Origin of the sequence: Mycobacterium gordonae, from assembly GCF_002101675.1 — a bacterium.
In the GTDB taxonomy this organism is placed as follows: domain Bacteria; phylum Actinomycetota; class Actinomycetes; order Mycobacteriales; family Mycobacteriaceae; genus Mycobacterium; species Mycobacterium gordonae.
Window position 1 is genome coordinate 26,512 of the sequence record NZ_LQOY01000031.1, and the last position, 19,696, is coordinate 46,207.

19 protein-coding genes are annotated in these 19,696 nt (G+C 66.8%); 7 read left to right on the forward strand and 12 right to left on the reverse strand.

All coding sequences use genetic code 11. The features are described from left to right. Window positions 1-9 precede the first annotated feature (9 nt). The 6 genes from AWC08_RS05540 to bfr all read right to left on the reverse strand — a co-directional run bounded on the left by AWC08_RS05540 (window position 10) and on the right by bfr (window position 7,839). A complete protein-coding gene (locus AWC08_RS05540; RefSeq protein ID WP_069433682.1) occupies window positions 10-1,167 on the reverse strand; it encodes an amidohydrolase family protein in 1,158 nt (385 codons plus the stop codon). Further along, complete coding sequence (locus AWC08_RS05545) at window positions 1,164-2,516, reverse strand: type I glutamate--ammonia ligase (RefSeq protein WP_069433681.1); 1,353 nt, start codon at window positions 2,514-2,516, stop codon at window positions 1,164-1,166. Before AWC08_RS05545 ends, AWC08_RS05540 begins: the two co-directional genes overlap by 4 nt. Before the next feature lie 38 nt (window positions 2,517-2,554). Next, window positions 2,555-3,049: a carboxymuconolactone decarboxylase family protein gene (locus tag AWC08_RS05550; RefSeq protein WP_065135951.1), complete on the reverse strand. Its 495-nt coding sequence runs from the start codon at window positions 3,047-3,049 to the stop codon at window positions 2,555-2,557. 87 nt (window positions 3,050-3,136) lie between these two features. Further along, window positions 3,137-5,188 (reverse strand): MDR family MFS transporter, encoded by a 2,052-nt coding sequence (locus AWC08_RS05555; RefSeq protein WP_069433701.1) that lies wholly within the window; start codon window positions 5,186-5,188, stop codon window positions 3,137-3,139. 62 nt (window positions 5,189-5,250) lie between these two features. Next, complete coding sequence (locus AWC08_RS05560; RefSeq protein WP_069433680.1) at window positions 5,251-7,317, reverse strand: MDR family MFS transporter; 2,067 nt, start codon at window positions 7,315-7,317, stop codon at window positions 5,251-5,253. 42 nt (window positions 7,318-7,359) lie between these two features. Beyond that, window positions 7,360-7,839, reverse strand: coding sequence for a bacterioferritin (bfr, locus tag AWC08_RS05565; protein WP_065135952.1), 480 nt, complete (start codon window positions 7,837-7,839; stop codon window positions 7,360-7,362). A 278-nt stretch (window positions 7,840-8,117) separates the two neighbouring features. Between bfr and AWC08_RS05570 the strand changes: the two genes are divergently transcribed. Then, complete coding sequence (locus tag AWC08_RS05570; RefSeq protein WP_069433700.1) at window positions 8,118-8,315, forward strand: (2Fe-2S)-binding protein; 198 nt, start codon at window positions 8,118-8,120, stop codon at window positions 8,313-8,315. Here the strand turns inward: AWC08_RS05570 and AWC08_RS05575 are convergent. From AWC08_RS05575 to AWC08_RS05590, 4 genes are read right to left on the reverse strand one after another with little or no spacing between them, the layout of a single operon-like run. Then, window positions 8,312-9,067 carry an enoyl-CoA hydratase/isomerase family protein gene (locus AWC08_RS05575; protein ID WP_069433679.1) on the reverse strand — a complete coding sequence of 252 codons (756 nt, stop codon included), beginning with the start codon at window positions 9,065-9,067 and terminating at the stop codon, window positions 8,312-8,314. The two genes, AWC08_RS05570 and AWC08_RS05575, sit on opposite strands and share 4 nt — an antisense overlap. 11 nt (window positions 9,068-9,078) lie before the next feature. Next, window positions 9,079-9,522, reverse strand: coding sequence for a PPOX class F420-dependent oxidoreductase (locus tag AWC08_RS05580; RefSeq protein ID WP_069433699.1), 444 nt, complete (start codon window positions 9,520-9,522; stop codon window positions 9,079-9,081). Window positions 9,523-9,533: 11 nt separating this feature from the next. Then, window positions 9,534-10,238: an EthD domain-containing protein gene (locus tag AWC08_RS05585; protein WP_069433678.1), complete on the reverse strand. Its 705-nt coding sequence runs from the start codon at window positions 10,236-10,238 to the stop codon at window positions 9,534-9,536. Between the two features lie 9 nt (window positions 10,239-10,247). Further along, a complete protein-coding gene (locus AWC08_RS05590; RefSeq protein ID WP_069433677.1) occupies window positions 10,248-11,159 on the reverse strand; it encodes a hydrogen peroxide-inducible genes activator in 912 nt (303 codons plus the stop codon). 103 nt (window positions 11,160-11,262) lie between these two features. On the opposite strand from AWC08_RS05590, the gene AWC08_RS05595 reads away from it, so the two are divergent. Genes AWC08_RS05595 through AWC08_RS05605 form a run of 3 tightly spaced genes read left to right on the forward strand, consistent with a single transcriptional unit; the run spans window position 11,263 to window position 13,736 of the window. Continuing rightward, window positions 11,263-11,850, forward strand: coding sequence for a peroxiredoxin (locus AWC08_RS05595; RefSeq protein ID WP_065135930.1), 588 nt, complete (start codon window positions 11,263-11,265; stop codon window positions 11,848-11,850). Between the two features lie 51 nt (window positions 11,851-11,901). Next, a complete protein-coding gene (locus AWC08_RS05600; RefSeq protein ID WP_069435617.1) occupies window positions 11,902-12,438 on the forward strand; it encodes an alkyl hydroperoxide reductase in 537 nt (178 codons plus the stop codon). After that, a complete protein-coding gene (locus AWC08_RS05605; protein ID WP_069435618.1) occupies window positions 12,435-13,736 on the forward strand; it encodes an alpha-amylase family glycosyl hydrolase in 1,302 nt (433 codons plus the stop codon). The genes AWC08_RS05600 and AWC08_RS05605 overlap by 4 nt, the downstream gene beginning before the upstream one ends. Here AWC08_RS05605 and AWC08_RS05610 read toward each other — a convergent pair. Next, window positions 13,733-14,146: a DUF1810 domain-containing protein gene (locus AWC08_RS05610; protein ID WP_065135933.1), complete on the reverse strand. Its 414-nt coding sequence runs from the start codon at window positions 14,144-14,146 to the stop codon at window positions 13,733-13,735. The genes AWC08_RS05605 and AWC08_RS05610 overlap by 4 nt on opposite strands. Window positions 14,147-14,179: 33 nt before the next feature. Between AWC08_RS05610 and AWC08_RS05615 the strand changes: the two genes are divergently transcribed. After that, complete coding sequence (locus AWC08_RS05615; protein WP_085087502.1) at window positions 14,180-15,409, forward strand: alpha-hydroxy acid oxidase; 1,230 nt, start codon at window positions 14,180-14,182, stop codon at window positions 15,407-15,409. Here the strand turns inward: AWC08_RS05615 and AWC08_RS05620 are convergent. After that, window positions 15,381-16,499 carry a phytanoyl-CoA dioxygenase family protein gene (locus tag AWC08_RS05620; RefSeq protein WP_142283424.1) on the reverse strand — a complete coding sequence of 373 codons (1,119 nt, stop codon included), beginning with the start codon at window positions 16,497-16,499 and terminating at the stop codon, window positions 15,381-15,383. The genes AWC08_RS05615 and AWC08_RS05620 overlap by 29 nt on opposite strands. Before the next feature lie 90 nt (window positions 16,500-16,589). On the opposite strand from AWC08_RS05620, the gene lon reads away from it, so the two are divergent. Together lon and AWC08_RS37335 are read left to right on the forward strand one after the other, a co-directional pair. Continuing rightward, the gene (gene lon / locus AWC08_RS05625) at window positions 16,590-18,911 is read left to right on the forward strand and encodes an endopeptidase La (protein ID WP_069435471.1); all 2,322 of its coding nucleotides are present in this window, start codon (window positions 16,590-16,592) and stop codon (window positions 18,909-18,911) included. 197 nt (window positions 18,912-19,108) lie between these two features. Continuing rightward, window positions 19,109-19,603, forward strand: a complete 495-nt coding sequence (locus AWC08_RS37335; protein WP_174900757.1) for a hypothetical protein — start codon at window positions 19,109-19,111, stop codon at window positions 19,601-19,603. Window positions 19,604-19,696 lie beyond the last annotated feature (93 nt).

The following is a 19,696-nucleotide window of genomic DNA, read 5'->3' on the forward strand; positions in this document are numbered from 1 at the left end:
AGCGCCGGTTCAGCCCCCTGGGCTGATCGGTCCGCGGGGATCGCCGCTGGCCAGGCGGTAGATGCGGGCGGCGTTGTGGTGGGCAATCAGGTCGACCACCCGGATGGCGTCCGCCTCGCTCCAGTCGCCGGCTTCGACGAAGCCGTGCAGCACGCGGTCGATCCCGTTGCGCCACAGGGCGGCGCCGAGGAAATGCAGTTCCGCCGGCCCGAAGCCGTCCGACGAGTACAGGATTTTCCGGAAGGGCGCGAGCTCGAGGAGCCGTGCGATGAACGCCGGCGCCCGCGCGCCCAGATGGTTCACCGTCAGCCCGCCGTCGACGTACACGTTGTTGAAGGCCTGGGCCAGGTAGCCGGCTTCGCGCTCGTAGGGGTAGCAGTGCAGCAACACGATCGGGGTGTGGCCCGAGTTGCGCAGAAAATCCAGCAGATACAACGGATTGGCCTTGCGCAGATCGCAATCGCGGTCGCCGAAACCCACATGGAATTGCAGCGGTTTGCCAAGTCGCAGCGCTTGATACAACCCGAATCGCAGCAGCACCCGATCGTGCAACCGCCCACCACCCTCGTCCCGCCAGCGTTGCGCGGCGGCCCGAACCTCGGTCGTGGGCGGCTCACTCAGGTCGCCGTCGAATCCACCCCGGTACGCCATGATCGACTTGGTGCCGACGGCGCCGGCGGCGCGGCGGTTCAAGATCTCTTCGAATGCAGACGGGTAATCTCCGCCGGCCTGCGCGGCCTGCTCGGCTACCTGCTCGAGACGCACCACTTCATAGGCGCGGCGACCGGAGATCTCGCCGAATTCGGCGAGGTCGGTTACCCCTTCGGCGAATCCGGTGTCGACCAGCCAGTTGCTCACTCCGGCGGCCGCCAGGAAGAGCCGTGCCAGTTCCGTCTCGTTGAACTGGCTGCGGCGCTCCCAATACTGCTGTGGCTCGACATGTTTGGGCAGACCGAGGACAGCGGCGCAGTGGTTGCGCACCGCGAAACCGACTTGAGTGTCGAAACCGGAATCAAAGTCGGCAAGCGGCTCGGTATTGGCCTCGTTGAGCGCGTTCTCGAAACGCCGTCGGTCCCCCCCGGTCGACCAGCAGCCGTGCACATGCTGGTCGATCAGCGCCACCTGGCGAATATGCTGCGCCAGAGCGGATTGCGTCACCGGGGTCATAGGCTCCAGGCCATCCGGAACTTGTCAGCCAGCGCGGCCGGTTCGAGGTCGCCGTAGCGGTCGTGTTCCATGCGGCGCACCGCGGTGACCATGTCGACCACCGGATCGCCGAGCAATTTCCGCATCAGCGCCGAATCGTTGAGGGCGGCTATGGCGTGCATCTGATCGTCGGGCAGCAGCCGGGTGCCGGCGTCCGCCCGGTCCGCTTCGGACAGCTGCGCCGGGTCGACCGTCGTTTCCACTGGCAACGCCGCTTCCCCGGTGATTCCGTCGAGAGCCAGCGCCAGAATCGCCGCCGAGGCCAGATAAGGGTTGGCCGAGGGGTCGACGATCTTCACTTCGACGTTGGCGCCGTGCGGATTTGCGGGTCCGCCCTCGATGAACCGCACCGCGGCCTCCCGGTTCTCGATGCCCCAGCAGGCGTAGGCTCCGGCCCAATTGCCGGGCCGCATCCGCAGGCCGGACACAATCGATCCGGCCAGGATTCCCTGGGCCTGGGGCAGGCCCCGCAGCACACCTGCCACCGCAGCCTGTCCGGCCGTCGTCATGCCGCCGGGACCGGTTCCGCCGGAAAACAACGGCCCCTCCGGCGTCACAAGCGAAAAGTGTTGATGCGCACCAGATCCCACGCTACCGGCGAACGGCGTGGGTGACAGGCTGATCCGCATCCCGTGGCGGCGGGCGGCGCGACCGATGACGATCCGCATCAGCACCAGCTGGTCGGCCGCGGTCACCGGCGGTTGCGGCGCCAGCGAGAGCTCGAACTGATTGGGTCCGTACTCGGGATGGAACTGCTCGATCACCACCCCTGCCACCGCCGCCCCGGCGAGTACGTCCCGGACGAACGCCTCGTGTTCGAGGACACCGGCCAGACCGTACTGCGCCCAGAGCGCGGCGGGCAGCCGGCCACCCTCGGGATCGACCAGCAGGAACTCGATTTCGTGACCCACCGCGGCCTTGATGCCCGCCTCTTCGAGGGCGGCCTCGATCCGGCCGAGTGTCCCCCGGCTACAGACCGGGACCGGGGTCCCGTCCTGGTGGAAGAAGCCGGCTGGTGACCATGCGAGCCCGTCGCCGATGATGCGCAACGCGGACAGGTCGATGCGCAGACGTTGATCCCCGACCACGCTGACGTCGTCGGTGAACGCGATGCCGGATTGATCGATGGCGAAGGCGTGCCAAGTCGGGCTGGCACCCAGACCGGGATCGGCGAACGTGTTGGTCCGGCGGATCGGGACGGTCTTGGCCAGCGTGAGCCCCGCCGGGTTCACTACGGTGCCGATGACGGTGTCGACGCCTTCGGCCTCGAGTTGAGCGATGGCCGCAGCGGCGAGCGGGGTGGCGGTCATGGCAGCCATTGTGCGGTGCCGGCTGTGGCCCGCCTAGGTCAGGCTCGGCTGGGCAGCGTCAGTTTGCAGGCCTGGCCGATGTCCAGGGTGCGCAGCACCCGGCCCATGCCGACCCAGAGCGCGCACGAGATCGCCAGATCGGCAAGTAACTCATCGGAGAAATGTTCGGCGGCCCGGCTCCAGAAGTCCTCATCGTCGCGCAGTGCGGTGTGATCGGTGGAGAAGCGGTGTGCGAACTCGGCAGCCAACCGCTCCTGCTCGCTGTAGCCCGGCCAGGTCCGCCACTCGGCCGCGTGGTGGTAGAGCTCCTCGTCCACCCCCGCCGCCGGCCCGTCGGCGTCGCGGGTGTTGGCACAGACGATGCATTCGTTGTTGTCGGCAATCACGGCCCGGGCGATTTCGCGGGTGCGCAGCGGCAGGCGGTTGCTGGTGTACACGGCTCGGCTGAAATTGGCCATGGCGCCGCCGAGTTCAGGGGACTTCAGGACCCAGCCGGCGACGTCGTCGTCCGCGAAACTACCGATTCGGCTCATGGGCGAGATGGTACGCCCGGCCGATCCACTCTTGAAATTCGGCGCTGCTGAGCAGCGGGCCGGGGCGGGATGCACGGTGCGGTCGGGTCACCGACTCGCAATAGCCTCCGTTGCGGTGTCCTCATTCCAATCTCGTTGCGCGATAACGCGATACGCGACCCGGCCGAGGGCGGCCTCGACCTGTGCGCGGTCGGGGCGGACCGCGAATCCGGGTGATCGGGACAGCTTGTCGGTGATCCAGGCCAGCAGCAGCGAATACACGTACTGGACCTGTTCGGAGCCCGCGGGAGTGAGCCACAACCGGTCGCCGTCGCGGGTCACATAGCCCGCGGCCACCAGCCGGTTGAACGTGGGTTCCAGTACCTCGAACGGTATCCGCAGATTGTCGCCGATGTCGGTGAGCCGCGCGGTTCCGAAGAACTGCATGTAGCGGTTCACCCGCAGCAGCGCCCACAGCGCGGCGACGTCGAGCCGGCAATCGGGCCGCAGCGCGATGCTGCGCAGCCGCACGCCCGGCTCGCCGCGCAGCATCCGCGCAATCGCGTTCTCCAGCAAGCGTTCCGGCGTATCGGTGGTCGGCATTCCGAACCCGTCACCGAGGTCGACCGCGCTGTTGTGGATGTCGCGCAACGGCACCTCGCGCAGGAACAGCGCCAGCACGAAACCGGCCGCCGCGACCGGCGCCGCGCACAGGAAGACCTGGGACAACGACTCCGCGTAGGCATGCACGATCGGGGTGGCCACGGCGGGCGGTTGGCGGTGCAGTGCGGCCGGCGAACTCACCGCGTCCCGGGGTGCGCCACTGGCCGCGAGGGCTGCGGCCAGCCGCGAGCTGAGGAAGTTGACGAACAGTGAACCGAAAATGGCCGCCCCGAACGAACTGCCGATGGTGCGGAAGAAACTCACCCCGGAGGTGGCCACACCCAGGTCCTCGAAATCGGACGTGTTCTGCACGATGAGCACCAGCACCTGCATCGACAGTCCGATGCCGGCGCCGAGGATGAACAGATAAAGCGATTGCAGCAGCGCCGACGTCGAGCGGTCCATGGTGGACATCAGCAGGAAAGCCAGAGTCATCAGCGCGGTGCCGGCCACCGGGAAGATCTTGTAGCGCCCGGTGCGGCCGACGATGCTGCCGCTGCCGGTCGAGGTGATCAACATGCCGGCCACCATCGGCAGCGTGCGCAGGCCCGACGTGGTGGCCGAGACACCGTTGACGTACTGCATAAAGGTCGGCAGGAACGTCATCGCGCCCAGCATCGCGAACCCGACGACGAAGGACAGCACACAGCACACGGTGAACACCGGACTGGCGAACAGCCGGATCGGCAGAATCGGTGCGGTTGCCCGGTTTTCCACCCAGACGAACACGCCCAGGGTGACCGCGGCGCCGGCGAACAACCCGATGATGGTCGGCGACCCCCAGGCGTAGACGGTGCCTCCCCAACTGGTGGCCAAGGTCAGGCCGGCGGCGCTCAGGCCGATGAATACGATCCCGGCGTAGTCCACCACGGGTTTGGCCGCGGTGGTGAGCGCCGGAATCGCGGCGGCCGCCACGCAGATCACCACCAGCGAGACCGGCAGGTTGATCCAGAACGCCCACCGCCAGGTCAGGTAGTCGGTGAAGTAGCCCCCGAGCAACGGGCCGACGACCGTGGTGACGCCGAACACGGCGCCCAGAATTCCCTGATATCGGCCCCGCTCGCGTAGCGGCACCACTTCACCGATCAGCGCACTGGCGGTGACGGTGATGGCGCCGCCGCCGATGCCCTGCAGGGCTCGCGATCCCACCAGCATGGTCATCGACTGCGCCAGCCCGCACAGCACCGATCCGGCCACGAAGAACAGCACGGCGGCCTGGAAGACCCGTTTGCGGCCGTACAGGTCGCCCAATTTGCCCACCAGTGCGGTGACGATCGTCGAGGCCAGCAGATAACTGGTGACCACCCACGACTGCCGTCCGGCGTCGCCGAGGTCGGCGACGATCGTGGGCAGCGCGGTTGCGACGATGGTCTGGTCGAGCGCCGCGAGCAGCATTCCGAGCACGATCGCGACGAAGATCAAGTTGCGTCGCTGGGGAGTGAGTGGCGCGCTGCCAGGCCCGGTATCGGCAGGCGCGTCAACTGTGGTGGTCGTCATTCCCGTCTTTCGGTCGGCACGCAGGCGCAAGCGCACACCTGGATGCCCCCGATCGAGTCGTCCTAACCGGCGAGCGCGCGCGGCTCTGCCAGGTCGTCCAGGTCCTGATACCAGTCGCGTTGCACCAGCACACCATCGGTGATTCGCTGCAGGGCGGCCTCGAATTCGTCGTTACCCGGCTGTTCGGCGAAGTCGGCCGACAACGCCAACCGGTCGGTCAGCCATCGGCGGATCATCGCTGACAGCGAGTCGACCTGGCGTTGCCCGGCCGGAGTGAGCGACAGGGTGTCGCCGTCGCGCAGGACGAACCCGTCCTCGAGCAGGCGGTCGAAGACCGGTTCGAGGACCGCGGGGGGCACGTGCAGATGACCGGCGATGTCACTGAGCCGCGCGGCTTCGAAGAACCGCTGGTACTGATAGATCCGCAGCACACCCCACAACCCGGCCACGTCGAGCTCGCAATCAGGTTGTTCGGCAATGTCGTCCAGTCGTACCGCGGGCGCTTCGGCCAGCAGGTGTCCCACCGCAATTTCCAGGACATCCTCGGGCGATTTGGTCCTTGGCACCGCAAAGCCGTCCCCCAGGCAACCGGGGCTGTCGTGAATTTCGTTGAGCGGACCTTCGCTCAGGAACAGCGCAAAGATGAACCCGACCAGCGCGATAAAGGCCGCGCAAAGAAAAACCTGCGTCAGCGAGCCGGCATAGGCCCGTACGATCGGAGCGGCCACATTGTGCGGGAGCCGGTGCAAGGCGCCCGGAGAATGCGCGGCCGCAGCGGACACACCGGCGGTGTTCAAGGCCGCACCAATTCGCCGGCTGAGGAAGTTCGCGAATAATGCGCCGAATATCGCCGCGCCGAAAGAACCGCCGACCACGCGGAAGAAGGTGACCCCCGAGGTGGCCACGCCCAGGTCCTCGAAAGGCGAGGTGTTCTGGACGATCAGAATCAGCACCTGCATGGCGAATCCGATGCCGGCTCCGAGGATGACCAGATAGAACGCCTGGGCGGGCCACGGCGTCGCTTCGTCCATCCGTGCCATCAGCAGGAACCCGACTGCCATCAACGCGGTACCGGCCAGCGGGAAGATCTTGTACCGGCCCGTCCGGCCGACCAGGATGCCCGCGGCCACCGACGTGGTCAGCAGGCCGAGGACCATCGGCAGCGTCCGCAGCCCCGACGTGGTCGCCGAAACGCCGTTGACGTAGCGCAGGTACATGGGCACGAAGGTGAGCGCGCCCAGCATGGCGAAACCGACGAGCAACGACAGGACGGAGCAGACCGCGAAAACGGGGCTGCGAAACAGTCGCGGCGGCAGGATGCCGGCAGCCGCCCGGCTCTCCACCCACACGAAGGCGCTCAGCGTCACCGCCGCACCGGCAAACAGCCCGATGATCGGCGCCGAGGCCCAGGGATAGTGCGTACCGCCCCAACTGGTGGCCATGATCAGCGACGTCATCGCCACGGCGATCAGCACTATGCCGAGGTAGTCAATGGCCGGCCTGGGGCGGCGGGGCAACGCGGGGATGGCGGCCGCGGTGAGCGCGATAATCCCTACCGCGACCGGCGCATTGATCCAGAACGCCCATCGCCAGCTCAGATAGTCGGTGAAGATGCCCCCGAACAGTGGGCCGGCCACCGTGGTGACTCCGAACACCGCGCCCAGGATGCCCTGATAGCGGCCCCGGTCGCGGAGCGGAAAGACCTCGCCGATCAAGGCTGCCGCGGTGACTGAAATCGCACCGGCGCCGATGCCCTGCAGCGCGCGGGAGACCGACAGCATGGCCATCGAGTCCGAGACCCCGCACAGCACCGAGCCGGCCAGGAACAGCGCGATGGAACTATGCAGCACCAGCTTGCGGCCCAGCAGGTCACCCAGCTTGCCCGCCACCGGAATGACGACGATTCCGCCGAGCAGGTAGGCGGACACCACCCAGGACTGGTGGATGGAGTCGCCCAGGTCATCGACGATGGTCGGTAGTGCGGGTACCACCACGGTCTGGTTCATCGCGGCGACGAGCACGGCGAGCATCAGCCCCGCGAATATGACATTGCGGCGTTGCGGACCGATCGAAGCGCAGGGAGATGGGGTGCCGGCGGAGGCGGTCGCCGGTGCGGTCGGGCTCGTCATCGTTGACTCCCGTCGAGGTCGGAGCCCGCGCGTGGCCCCGGATTAAGTTGGTGGCCGGGAGACGCACTGTGCCGAGTACAGCGCCTCTCCGAGTTTGTCCATCAATTCCAGCTGCGTTTGAAGGTAGTCGAGATGAAGTTCCTCGTCTGCAACGATTTTTTCTAGCAGCTGAGCGCTGGTGCTGTCTTGCTTTTCGCGACACATGATGATGCCGGGCTTCAGCCGATTCAGCACTTCGATTTCGATCGCCATATCGGCCTCGAATTGCTCCCGCAATGTCTGGCCGACGCGCAATGAGCCGATGCGCTGATAGTTGGGCAGGCCGTCAAGCAGCAAAATGCGATCGGTGATCTCTTCGGCGTGCCGCATTTCGTCGAACGATTCCGCCCGGGTGTGCTGCGCCAGTTCGGTGAAGCCCCAGTTCTCCTGCATCTTCGCGTGCAGAAAATACTGGTTGATGGCGGTCAGTTCGCTGGTCAACTGCTCGTTGAGTAGACGTAAGACGTCTGGATCGCCTTGCATGATCACTCCTACGGTGTGAAGGCTGTCAGTCGATCCGCAAGGCGGGCTGGGCTGTAGCGCGCCTGGCGGGTAGAGCGGCACGGTTGAGTGCCGGTTTCAATCTAGTGCAGCCGAGGCGACTGAGCCCACGCTTAATTGCGCCATCGGCGCGTCTGGCCGCGGCGCAATCGTGATCACCCGTTTTTACTTAGGTTAGACTCTGCTAACCGACTTAGGTTAGACTCCACTAATATGACCACACAGTACGCGCTTCCTGCATCCGCGGGTGGAGTGTGCTGATGTACGTGTGCCTGTGCGTTGGAGCCACCAATCAGACGGTGTGTGACGCCGTCGCCCGCGGCGCGTCGACATCCAAGGAAGTAGCCGCTCTGTGCGGCGCCGGTGGCGACTGCGGGCGCTGCCGCCGCACGCTGCGGGCGATCATCTCCGCTGCCCGCATGGACCAGGCTGAACTTCAGCCCGCATCGTCCGCCTAGCGCCGGCGGTTACCGAAATCCGCTAACGCCGCGGCATTGGCCTGCGCGCCCATGAGCTCGGCGAAGTGCGCGTTTTCCCGGGCCGTCGCGGCTGCGATCTCCGGCCGGATCGGTTCGACCATCGTGTGCTTGACCGCCATGAGGCTCGAAATAGGCCGGGCGGCAAGGATGTCCGCATGCCGCCGCGCCTCGGGCATGAGTTCGTCCGGCTCACAGATCCGCCACACCAGTCCCATCCGCAATGCCTCGTGGGCGTCCACCCACTCCGAGGACATCAGCAACCAGGCAGCGTTCTGGCGACCCACCAGCTGCGGCAAGAGGTACGAGGACGCCGCCTCAGGGGCCACGCCCAGGCTGGTGAAGGGGCACTTCAAGCGTGCCGTGGTCGACATGAAAGCCAGATCGGCGTAGCCGAGAATGGTGGTCCCGATGCCCAGCCCGAGGCCGTTGACCGCACAGATCAGCGGTTTGGGGAAGGCGCTCAGCGCCTCGATCAATCCGCGGAAACCGTATTTGCCGGGCGTGAAGTCGGGGTCGGAGATCATCGCCTGCATGTCGGCCAGGTCGGTGCCGGCGCTGAAGGCCCGGCCCGCGCCGGTCAGCAGGACGACCGCGACCTCGGGATCCTCGGCGGCATCCAGCAGCGCCTGGGTGGTGGCGTCGTAGAGCGCTTCGTTGAACGCGTTGAGCGCTTCGGGCCGGTTCAAGGTGAGAGTGCGAACCCGGTTCTCGTCTTCGATCAGCAGCGCCACGAATACGAAGCCTATCCGTTGCTGTACACGCGGGTCGGCGCGATCAGTACCACCGCGCGCCGCTCGTGGGCCATCACCCGGTCGTACTCGTCCCAGTTGTCGTGCGTGCCACCGGCAGCGGTGAACACGTCGCGCAGCAACAGCCGCAACTGGTCCGGACCGTCCAGCCAGGTCGCTGCGTCGTCGGGACCAGCCAGCTCAGCGCGCCCTTCCACGGTGGCCCATTGCCAGCCGTTGCGAAAGGTCACCGCCAGCTGTGGCCTGGCCCGCAGGTTGGCGAGCTTCACCTTGCCGTAGGTGGTGAAGCCCAGTACCGGTTCTCCCCCGGCGGGGTGCGCCAGCAGGCCGACGTTCACCAACGACGCCTGCACGCTACCGTCGGCCCGGACCGTGGAGACCACCGCGAGTCCGCTTTCGGACGCTGCCAGTGCCACCGCATCGTCGAGAGTTGTCATCTGCGCTTCCTTCACTCGTCCCGGAAGGGTGTCCTGATCACATAACGGCTGGTGGGCACCGTGTCGATGTTCTGGTTGGCGCCGAAGGCGGACGTGCTGGCCACCATTCGGCCCACCCGGTCCTGCAGGTCGGCGTCGTCGGCGGCGCCGAAGAATGCCTTGAGGTCGGTCACCGCCTCCAACGGGAACAACTCTTCGACGATGGCCGAGATTCCCGGCGCGTCCGGAGTGAGGGCTCGCACCACCCAGTTCTGCGTGTAACCGAAGGTGGACTGCGTCTCGATGGCCACCTGAGTGTGATTGAGCTGCCAGCGATCAAGCCAAGTCGCCTGGTCCAGCTCCGCGGGTCGTCTCAGCAGCGCGATATTGGCCAAACCCGTTGTGCGAGAGCCTGCTTCGGGACGCGGTCCCGGCAGCGGGACCGACTCGGTGACCAGGTAAGCGGCGAGTTGGTCGCATTCGGCCGCCAGCAGGCGCAGCGCGGCCGTCATCTGCTCCCCGTAGCACTGCTGGGTCCATACGCTCACCACCGCGGCGGCCGGCGGATCCAGGGTCGTCAGCGTCATCAGCGAATCGCGCACCGCGCTGTCCCGGACGTTGACGGTCAATCCGGGCAGGCCCAGCGCCGACAGCTCGTCGGCCACCGGGCCGCGCTGCCGGGCACACCAGTCGTCGCCGAACTCGGCCCCTCGCAGCACAGCGATCACCTTTTCCATCAGGCGAACCTAACCCCCGATCAGTTCGGCGACGATCCCGGCCAGTCGCCGGTACGGCTCCGCCCGGCCGGACGAGGAACGAAACACCAGACCGATCCGGCGGTGCGGGCGCGGTGCGGCGAATCGGGCCAGGCCGACGCTGCTGCGCGCGGTTTCGACCGCGACGGCGGTCTGCGGGATCAACGTGACGCCCAATCCCCCGGCGACGCACTGCACCGCGGTCGCCAGGGACGCCGCCCGTGTGTCGGCCGGCTCGGCGCGCACCCCGGCCTCCCGGCAGGCGTCCAGCGCCTGGTCGCGCAGGCAGTGCCCCTCGTCGAGCAGCAGCAGCGGCAACTCCGCCAGCACCGCCGGCGATACCCGCTGCTTTCCCGACAGCCGATGTCCGGGCGGCAGCGCCAGCACGAAATCCTCCTCGTACATCGCTATCGCGGCCAGGCCCGCAGCATCGGCCGGCAGCGCGATCATCGCGGCGTCCAGCGCGCCGTCGCGCAGCAGGTCCAGCAGACGCTCGGTCTTGTCCTCGACGACCCGCAGCGTCAGGTCGGGTAGGCGACGGGGCAGCCCGGTCAGAACGGCCGGCAGCACGTAAGGCGCCACGGTCGGAATCAATCCCAGCCGGATCGTGCCGGCCAGCGGATCGCCGGCACCGGCGGCGGCGGTGGTGAAGGCCTCCGCCGCATCGACGACGGCTTGAGCCAGCGGCAGCAACCGTGTGCCTTCGGCCGTGATCCGGACCCGTCGGGTGGAGCGCTCGACGAGCGTCGCGCCCAGCCCGGTTTCCAGGGTCGCCAGAGCCTGCGACAGCGTCGATTGGCTGACACCGAGAAGCGTTGCGGCGCTTCCAAAGTGCTGCTTCTGCGCTACCGCTGCGAAGGCGCGCAGCCCGGCCAGGGTGGGTTGGGAACTCTTATCGGGCATACCGATCAGTGTAGTGCGACAAATCACCTTTACTTCACAGCCGACCGCGGGCAACATGGTGGCAGAACCCAATAATCTTGAATGAATCCAGATAAGGAGCGCTATGTCTCTGTTAACGATCGGCCAGCAATTCCCGGCATACCAGCTGACCGCCCTGATCGGCGGCGACCTGTCCACGGTCGACGCACAGCAACCCGGTGACTACTTCACCACCATTTCCAGCGACGACCACCCCGGTAAGTGGCGGGTGGTGTTCTTCTGGCCAAAGGACTTCACCTTCGTATGTCCCACCGAGATCGCGGCTTTCGGCAAGCTGAACGACGAGTTCGAAGACCGCGACACGCAGGTGCTGGGCGTCTCGATCGACAGCGAGTTCGTTCACTTCCAGTGGCGGGCGCAGCACGAGGATCTGAAGAAGCTGCCCTTCCCCATGTTGTCGGACATCAAGCGAGAACTGTCGCAGGCCACCGGGGTGCTCAACGCCGACGGGGTTGCCGACCGGGTCACCTTCATCGTTGATCCGAACAACGAAATCCAATTCGTCTCTGCGACCGCCGGTTCCGTCGGGCGTAACGTCGACGAGGTACTGCGGGTGCTCGACGCCCTGCAATCCGACGAGTTGTGCGCGTGCAACTGGCGCAAGGGTGACCCGACGATCAACGCCGGCGAACTGCTAAAGGCATCGGCCTAACAAGGCCTAACAAGGCCTAACAAGGCGTAACAAGCCCGCGAAGGAGGAACGATGAGTGTGGAAAACCTCAAGGCCGCCCTGCCCGAGTACGCCAAGGACCTCAAGCTCAACCTTGGCACCATCACCCGCAGCACGGCGCTGAACGAAGAACAGTTGTGGGGCACCCTGCTGGCCAGTGCCGCGGCGACCCGCAACGCCCAGGTGCTGGGCGAGATCGGCGCCGAAGCGGCCGACACGCTCTCCGAGCAGGCCTACAACGCCGCGCTGGGGGCCGCGTCCATCACGGGGATGAACAACGTGTTCTACCGCGGTCGCGGCTTCCTGGAAGGCGCGTACGACGACCTGCGGGCCGGGTTGCGGATGAACATCATCGCCAATCCCGGTGTGGACAAAGCGAACTTCGAGCTCTGGAGCTTCGCTGTGTCGTCGGTCAACGGGTGCGGTCACTGCGTGGTGGCCCACGAACACACATTGCGTGAGGCCGGAGTGAGCCGGGAGGCCATTCTCGAGGCGCTCAAGGTGGCGGCTATCGTTTCCGGTGTGGCACAGGCAATCAGCGCTGCTGAGACATTGGCGGCCGTCGGCTGAGCACACCTGTGACCGGACCTGCCTGGATCGAGCATTCGATCTGGTGGCAGGTATATCCCCTGGGTTTTGTCGGTGCTTTCCCTTCGGAAACTCCGCCGGGCCCGGGGGATCACCGGTTGCGCCGGCTTGTCGACTGGTTCGACCACGCCATAGCGCTGGGCGCCTCCGGCGTCGCGCTGGGGCCGATCTTCGACTCGCGCACGCACGGCTACGACACCACCGATCACTTCCGCATCGATCCGCGCCTCGGTGACGACGACGACTTCGACCACCTCGTCGAGCAGGCGCGGCAACGGGGGCTGCGGGTACTGCTGGACGGCGTCTTCAATCATGTGGGCGTGGACTTCCCGCGTCGCGGCGACCCCGCCTCATCGGAGTGGTTCAGCGGCCGCAATTTCGAGGGCCACGACGAGTTGATCGCCCTGAACCACCGGCACCCCCCGGTGGCCGACTACGTCGTGGACGTGATGTCGCACTGGCTGGAACGGGGTGCCGACGGTTGGCGCCTTGATGCGGCTTATACCGTGCCGCAACGGTTCTGGGCCGAGGTACTGCCCAGGGTCCGTGACCGCCACCCCGGCGCGTGGTTCGTCGGCGAGTTGATCCACGGCGACTACGCCGCGGTCGTCGAAGCGGCGCGATTCGACTCGGCCACCCAGTACGAGTTGTGGAAGGCCATCTGGAGCAGCCTCAACGACGGCAATTTCTTCGAACTGGACTGGGCGCTGCAGCGGCACAACGCTTTCTTGGAAACCTTTGTGCCGCAGACGTTCATCGGTAATCACGACGTCACCCGCATCGCCAGCCGACTCGATCACCCCGCCCACCCGGCCCACGCCCTGGTGATCCTTCTGACGATCGGCGGTGTGCCCAGCATCTACGCCGGTGACGAGTTCGGCTTCCGGGGCGTCAAAGAAGAACGGTATGGCGGCGATGACGCGGTCCGTCCCGAGTTCCCCTCTCCCCCAATCCCCTTGGATGAATCCGGGGCCGAAGTCTGGGCGCTGCACCAGTACCTGGTCGGGTTGCGCCGCCGCCATCCCTGGCTGCACCGCGCGACGACCAGCGCTGTGCTGTTGGAAAACGCGCACTATGTCTACGAGACCCGCAATGGCCAGGATGCACTGCTGGTCGCGCTGAATAACGACGACGAGCCGCTGCGATTGTCGTTGCCGAAGCTGGGCAGGGCGCAGGCCCGGCTGGTCGCCGGCTCGACCGCCCCGCCCGAGGAGGTCGTCGACAACCTGGAGATCGAACCGCACGGCTGGCGGATACTTGTCCCTGACTCGGGCCCCTAACCCAGCAGCTCCACCGTCAGCGGATCCGGCTCTCCACCGTAATACTTGTCGAGCAACGCCAAGAAATCCTGGTTGTCGTCGGAGGCCCGGGCGAACAGCGTCACCGAGGAACGCAGCTTGAGGTCATCGGGCCGGCCGAAAATCTGCTCGGCCGAGCGGCCTTGGATCGCGTTGACCAGGGCGACACATTCGCGCAGTCGCGGCCCCAGCACCGGGTGGTCCAGGTAGGCGCGGGCTTCGTCCAGCGAGGCGATCCCGTAGTGCTGCGCGGTGGGGCTGCTGCCCAGCCCGCGAATCTGCGGGAACACGAACCACATCCAGTGGCTGCGTTTGCGTCCCGCCCGCAGTTCGGCGAGCACACTGTCATAGACCCGGGCCTGCGCATCCACAAAGCGCTGTAAATCGAACATCTCTCCACGGTCGCACACTGGTTAGATGAGTTGATGGCGGTCAAGCGGCAGGTGCCCAGAATTCGAGACCTCGCTCCGCTGCTGCAGTTCAAGAAACCGCAGCTCGACCGCACCACCCGTCGCCTGGATGCCGCGCTGACCATTGAGGACCTGCGCCGGATCGCCAAGCGGCGCACCCCGAGGGCGGCGTTCGACTACACCGACGGGGCCGCGGAGGACGAGCTGTCGCTTGGGCGGGCCCGACAAGCGTTCCGCGACATTGAATTTCATCCGACCATCTTGCGTGACGTCACCCACGTGAGCGCCGGCTGGGACGTCCTGGGCCGTCCGGTGGCTCTGCCGTTCGCGATCGCGCCGACCGGATTCACCCGCTTGATGCACACCGAGGGCGAGATCGCCGGTGCGCGCGCCGCTGCGTCCGCCGGCATCCCGTTTTCGCTGTCCACGCTGGGCACCACCGCGATCGAAGACCTGGTGGCCGCTGCGCCACAGGGCCGCAAGTGGTTTCAGCTGTACATGTGGCGCGATCGCGAGCGGTCCATGGAGTTGGTGCGCCGGGCGGCCGATGCGGGTTTCGACACCATGCTGGTGACCGTCGACGTTCCGGTCGCCGGGGCGCGGCTCCGTGATGTGCGTAACGGGATGTCCATACCGCCGGCGCTGACGTTGCGCACGGTGCTCGACGCGGTGCCTCATCCGCGTTGGTGGTTCGACCTGTTGACCACCGAGCCACTGTCGTTCGCGTCCCTGGATCGCTGGTCGGGCACCGTCGGGGAATACCTGAACACCATGTTCGACCCCAGCGTCACCTTCGAGGACCTGGCCTGGATCAAGTCGAAGTGGCCCGGCAAGCTTGTCGTCAAAGGGATTCAGACCCTCGAGGACGCCCGAGCCGTGGTCGAGCGCGGCGTGGACGGGATCGTGTTGTCCAATCATGGCGGGCGCCAACTTGATCGGGCGCCGGTGCCGTTTCATCTGCTGCCTCTGGTGGCTCGCGAATTGGGCGGTGACACCGAGATTCTGATGGACACGGGCATCATGTCCGGCGCCGACATCGTCGCGGCCATCGCCCTGGGCGCGCGCTGCACGCTGGTCGGGCGGGCCTACCTCTACGGGCTGATGGCCGGCGGTGAGGCCGGTGTCCGGCGGGCGGTCGAGATCCTGCACAGTGGCGTCATCCGCACCATGGCACTACTTGGAGTGAGCTGCCTGCAAGAACTTTCGCCCAGTCACGTCACTCAACTGCGGCGGCTGGGGCCGTGATAACCCGGTTGCGCACCAGGTCGTTGAACGCCTGACCCGGTCCGACGTAGTCGAACAGAGCCGGCGGGTAGTGGGTGATGTACATGGTGCGCCGGCCGCCCGCGCCGGTCGGCCCGGGTGAGGCGTGCATCAGATCCTGCACGTGCACGGTGACGTCGCCGGGCGCGGTGTCGACGCTGACGACCGGAACTTTTGCCAGCCGCTGTTCCCAGCGGTAGTGGATGGCCTGACCGTGGCTGCCGGGCACGACCCACAGGTTGCCCGAGGCGGCGTCCGACCCGGTGAGCTGGATGCCGACGCTGACGGCAGGGCACATGATCGCGTGGCCGCCCATGCCGCAGTCCTGGTGCCAGGGAATGTTCGACAGCCCGCTGGTCTTTCCCGGCACTTTGAGCAACACCGCGCTGCCCTCCATCCGGTCGGGAGCCGCCCGCAATTCAGGGTCGATCAGAGTGCCGAGCCTGCGTACCCGTGGATCACCTTCCAGCGCGGCAAGAACCGGCGAGCGCAAGGTGGCGTACACCAACCGGCACAGCGCCCTCGCTCCGTCTTCGGCGCTGACCCACCAGGATTCGTCATCACCGGGGCGGGCTCGCGCTGCCAGCCGGTCGATCTCGCGGTTGGCCTCCCGCATCTCGTCGGCACTGAAAACCGAAGCGACATGCAGAAAACCCATCGTTTGCAGCTGGGCCGCCAGTTCGGCGTCTTCGGCGTCGAGGGTGAAGGTGGCGGCCGGGTCGCGGCCGTGGAAATCGGCGCGGGCCGGGTCGTACGGCGGCACACCGGCATGCAGGTATCGCAGGATCGGGTCCCAGTCCGCAAGCTGCTCGAATCCTCCTCGCTCGAAAGCGAGTTCGTTGCTCAGCAGCAGGTTGATGGCGGTGCGGACCTGCCCCACCAGGTCGGCCCAGGCCTGCCGGGACAGGCGAACCACGACGGGGCTGTCGGCCGGTGCCGCGGCGACGCCGATGGTCTCTTCGGCGACGGAATATGTCACAGCGTCGTCGTCGACCAGGAAGGTGACCGCAGCCGTCGGGCCGAGCTGTTTCGCTGCCGATGCCAGGATTTCGGGGTCGGGTGTGAGCGGCACCACCCGATTATCGCGCGGGACGGCTGGCGAGTCGGAACAAATCCGGACCCAGCTGGGTTTAGCGAAGCAGACTCAACTTTTGGAGGATTGATGGCTGAAGCCACATCGGTTCCCGTGCTGTTCGTCACCGACACCATCGTCTTGCCCGGAATGGTGGTGCCGATCGCACTGGACGACGCCGCGCGGGCGGCAATCGACGCTGCGCGGGCAAGTGATTCGGGGCAGTTGCTGATTGCGCCCCGTCTCGATGACCGCTATCCGTCACACGGTGTGATCGCGAAGATCTTGCAGGTGGGGCGCGTGCCCGGGGGCGCCAGTGCCGCCGTCGTGCGGGGTGAGACCCGCGCCCAGATCGGGGCCGGAGCCTCCGGACCCGGCGCCGCGCTGTGGGTGGAGGTGACCGAGGTCGCCGAGACCGAAGCGACCGACGAGAGCAAAGCACTGGCCGCGGAATACAAGAAGGTGTTGCTGGCCATCCTGCAGCGTCGCGAGGCCTGGCAGATCGTCGACTACGTCAACAGCCTGACCGACCCGTCGGCGCTGGCCGACACGGCCGGGTACGCCTCGTACCTCAGCGACGTGCAGAAGCGGCAGTTGCTGGAGACCGTGGACGTGGCCGAGCGGCTGCGTGTGCTGATCGACTGGACCGGCGAGCACCTGGCCGAGACCGAGGTGAACGACAAGATCGCCGAGGACGTCCGGGAAGGCATGGAGAAGACGCAGAAGGAGTTCCTGCTGCGCCAACAGCTGGCCGCCATCCGCAAGGAACTCGGCGAGGAGGGACCCGACGGATCTGATGACTACCGGGCCCGCGTGGAGGCTGCCGAGCTGCCCGAGAAGGTGCGTGAGGCGGCGCTGCGCGAGGTCGGCAAGCTGGAACGTGCCAGCGACCAGAGCCCGGAGAGCGGCTGGATCCGCACCTGGCTGGACACCGTGCTCGACCTGCCCTGGAACGTGCGGACCGACGACTCGACGGACCTGGCGGGCGCCCGGGCCATTTTGGACGCTGATCACCACGGGCTGGACGACGTCAAGGACCGCATCGTCGAATACCTGGCCGTGCGGACCCGGCGCGCGCAGCGCGGCCTGCAGCTGGTCGGCGGCCGCGGTTCCGGTGCGGTAATGGTGCTGGCCGGTCCCCCCGGGGTCGGCAAGACCTCGCTGGGCGAAAGCGTGGCCCGGGCGTTGGGCCGCAAGTTCGTCCGCGTCGCCCTCGGTGGTGTGCGTGACGAGGCGGAGATCCGCGGGCACCGGCGCACCTACGTGGGCGCACTGCCCGGCCGCGTCGTGCGGGCCATCGGTGAGGCGGGTTCGATGAATCCTGTCGTGTTGCTGGACGAAATCGACAAGGTCGGCTCCGACTACCGCGGCGACCCGAGTGCGGCGCTGCTCGAGGTGCTCGACCCGGCGCAGAATCACACCTTCCGCGACCACTACCTGGACCTCGATCTGGACCTGTCCGACGTGGTGTTCCTGGCGACCGCCAACGTGATCGAGAACATCCCTTCGGCGCTACTGGACCGCATGGAGCTGGTGCAGATCGACGGCTACACCGAGGACGACAAGGTCGCCATCGCCCGTGACTACCTGCTGCCCCGGCAGCGGGAACGTGCGGCGCTGACCGCCGACGAGGTGACGGTCACCGACGCCGCGCTGCGCAAGATCGCAGCCGACTACACCCGTGAGCCCGGAGTGCGGCAGTTCGAACGGCTGCTGGCCAAGGCGTTGCGCAAGGTGACCACCAAGCTCGCGGCCGACAGTGAGCCGATCACCGTCGACGAGCCGGATCTGGTGGGCTACCTGGGCCGTCCGCGCTTCACGCCGGAATCTGCCGAGCGCACGGCGGTGCCCGGGGTGGCCACCGGCCTGGCCGTCACCGGCCTGGGCGGCGATGTGCTCTACATCGAAGCCGGAGCGACCGACGGCGAGCCCGGATTGCAGCTCACCGGTCAGTTGGGTGACGTGATGAAGGAGTCGGCACAGATCGCACTGTCCTACGTGCGCTCGCATGCCGAAGCGTTGGGCCTGGATCCGAAGCTGCTTGACCGGCGGATTCACGTGCACGTGCCCGCCGGTGCGGTGCCCAAAGACGGTCCGTCGGCCGGGGTCACCATGGTGACTGCGCTGGTCTCGATGGCCACCGGGCGCCAGGTCCGCTCGGACGTCGGCATGACCGGCGAGGTCACGCTGAACGGCCGCGTGTTGCCCATCGGCGGTGTCAAGCAGAAGCTGCTTGCCGCCCAACGGGCAGGGCTGTCAACGGTTTTCATTCCGGCCCGCAACGAGCCGGATCTGGATGACGTGCCCGCCGAAGTGCTCGCGGTGCTCGACGTGCGGCCGATGACGGATGTCGCCGAAATTGTGGCCCAGGCGCTGGAACCTGCTGCCCAGACGCAAACGGTCGCGGCCTGACCCCGCGCCGGCAGCTACTGCGCCGTTCGGCGAAGCTGGCAACTGTCTGGGAGCTTGCTGAAAAAAATCCGGCCGAAGACGTTTTCGCCGTGCCGTGCCGGGTAATTCAGCTTGAGGGTCGAGGGAAACAACTGAACAACACGTCAATGCTGTTGCGCTGCCCGCGTGGCAGTCTCACCGCAAGACAAGGAGTTCGCATGAAGCTCAATAAGTTCGCAGCCGCCGCCGCGATGGCCGCCGGCCTCGGGTCAGCGGCACTGGGAATCGGTTCGGGTCTGGCTCAGGCCGATCCGGGCCCCAACATTCCCGGTCCGAACATCCCGGGTCCGAACATCCCGGGTCCGAACATCCCCGGTCCGAACATCCCCGGCCCGAATGTTCCGGGACAGGGTCCGGGCCAGGGCGTGCCGGGCTTGCCGGCCGGCTGCATCGGACCTGGCGCCAACTGCTACGGGCCGGGCACCCCGCTGCCTCCCGGACAGAACGGATTCCCGCCTCCGGGGCACTACAACGACCCAGTTCGTTACGGGCTCCCGGCCACTTACACCCTGCCGAACACCAACGTGACCCTTCCGGTCGTGTTCAACCCTGACCTCGGTCAGTGGGGCGTCCAGACGGACACTGGTTTCCAGGTCGTCACCCCCGTCGGCGGGGCCGCAGGCCAAGCCGGCGGCAGCGGCAGCGTCGGCTAAATCCAGCGACTGAAAACCGCAACGTGGCAGCCGCCCCCGAAAGGGGGCGGCTGTTTTCGTTGCAGTGATTTCCGCCGACGAGGCGCTATGGTG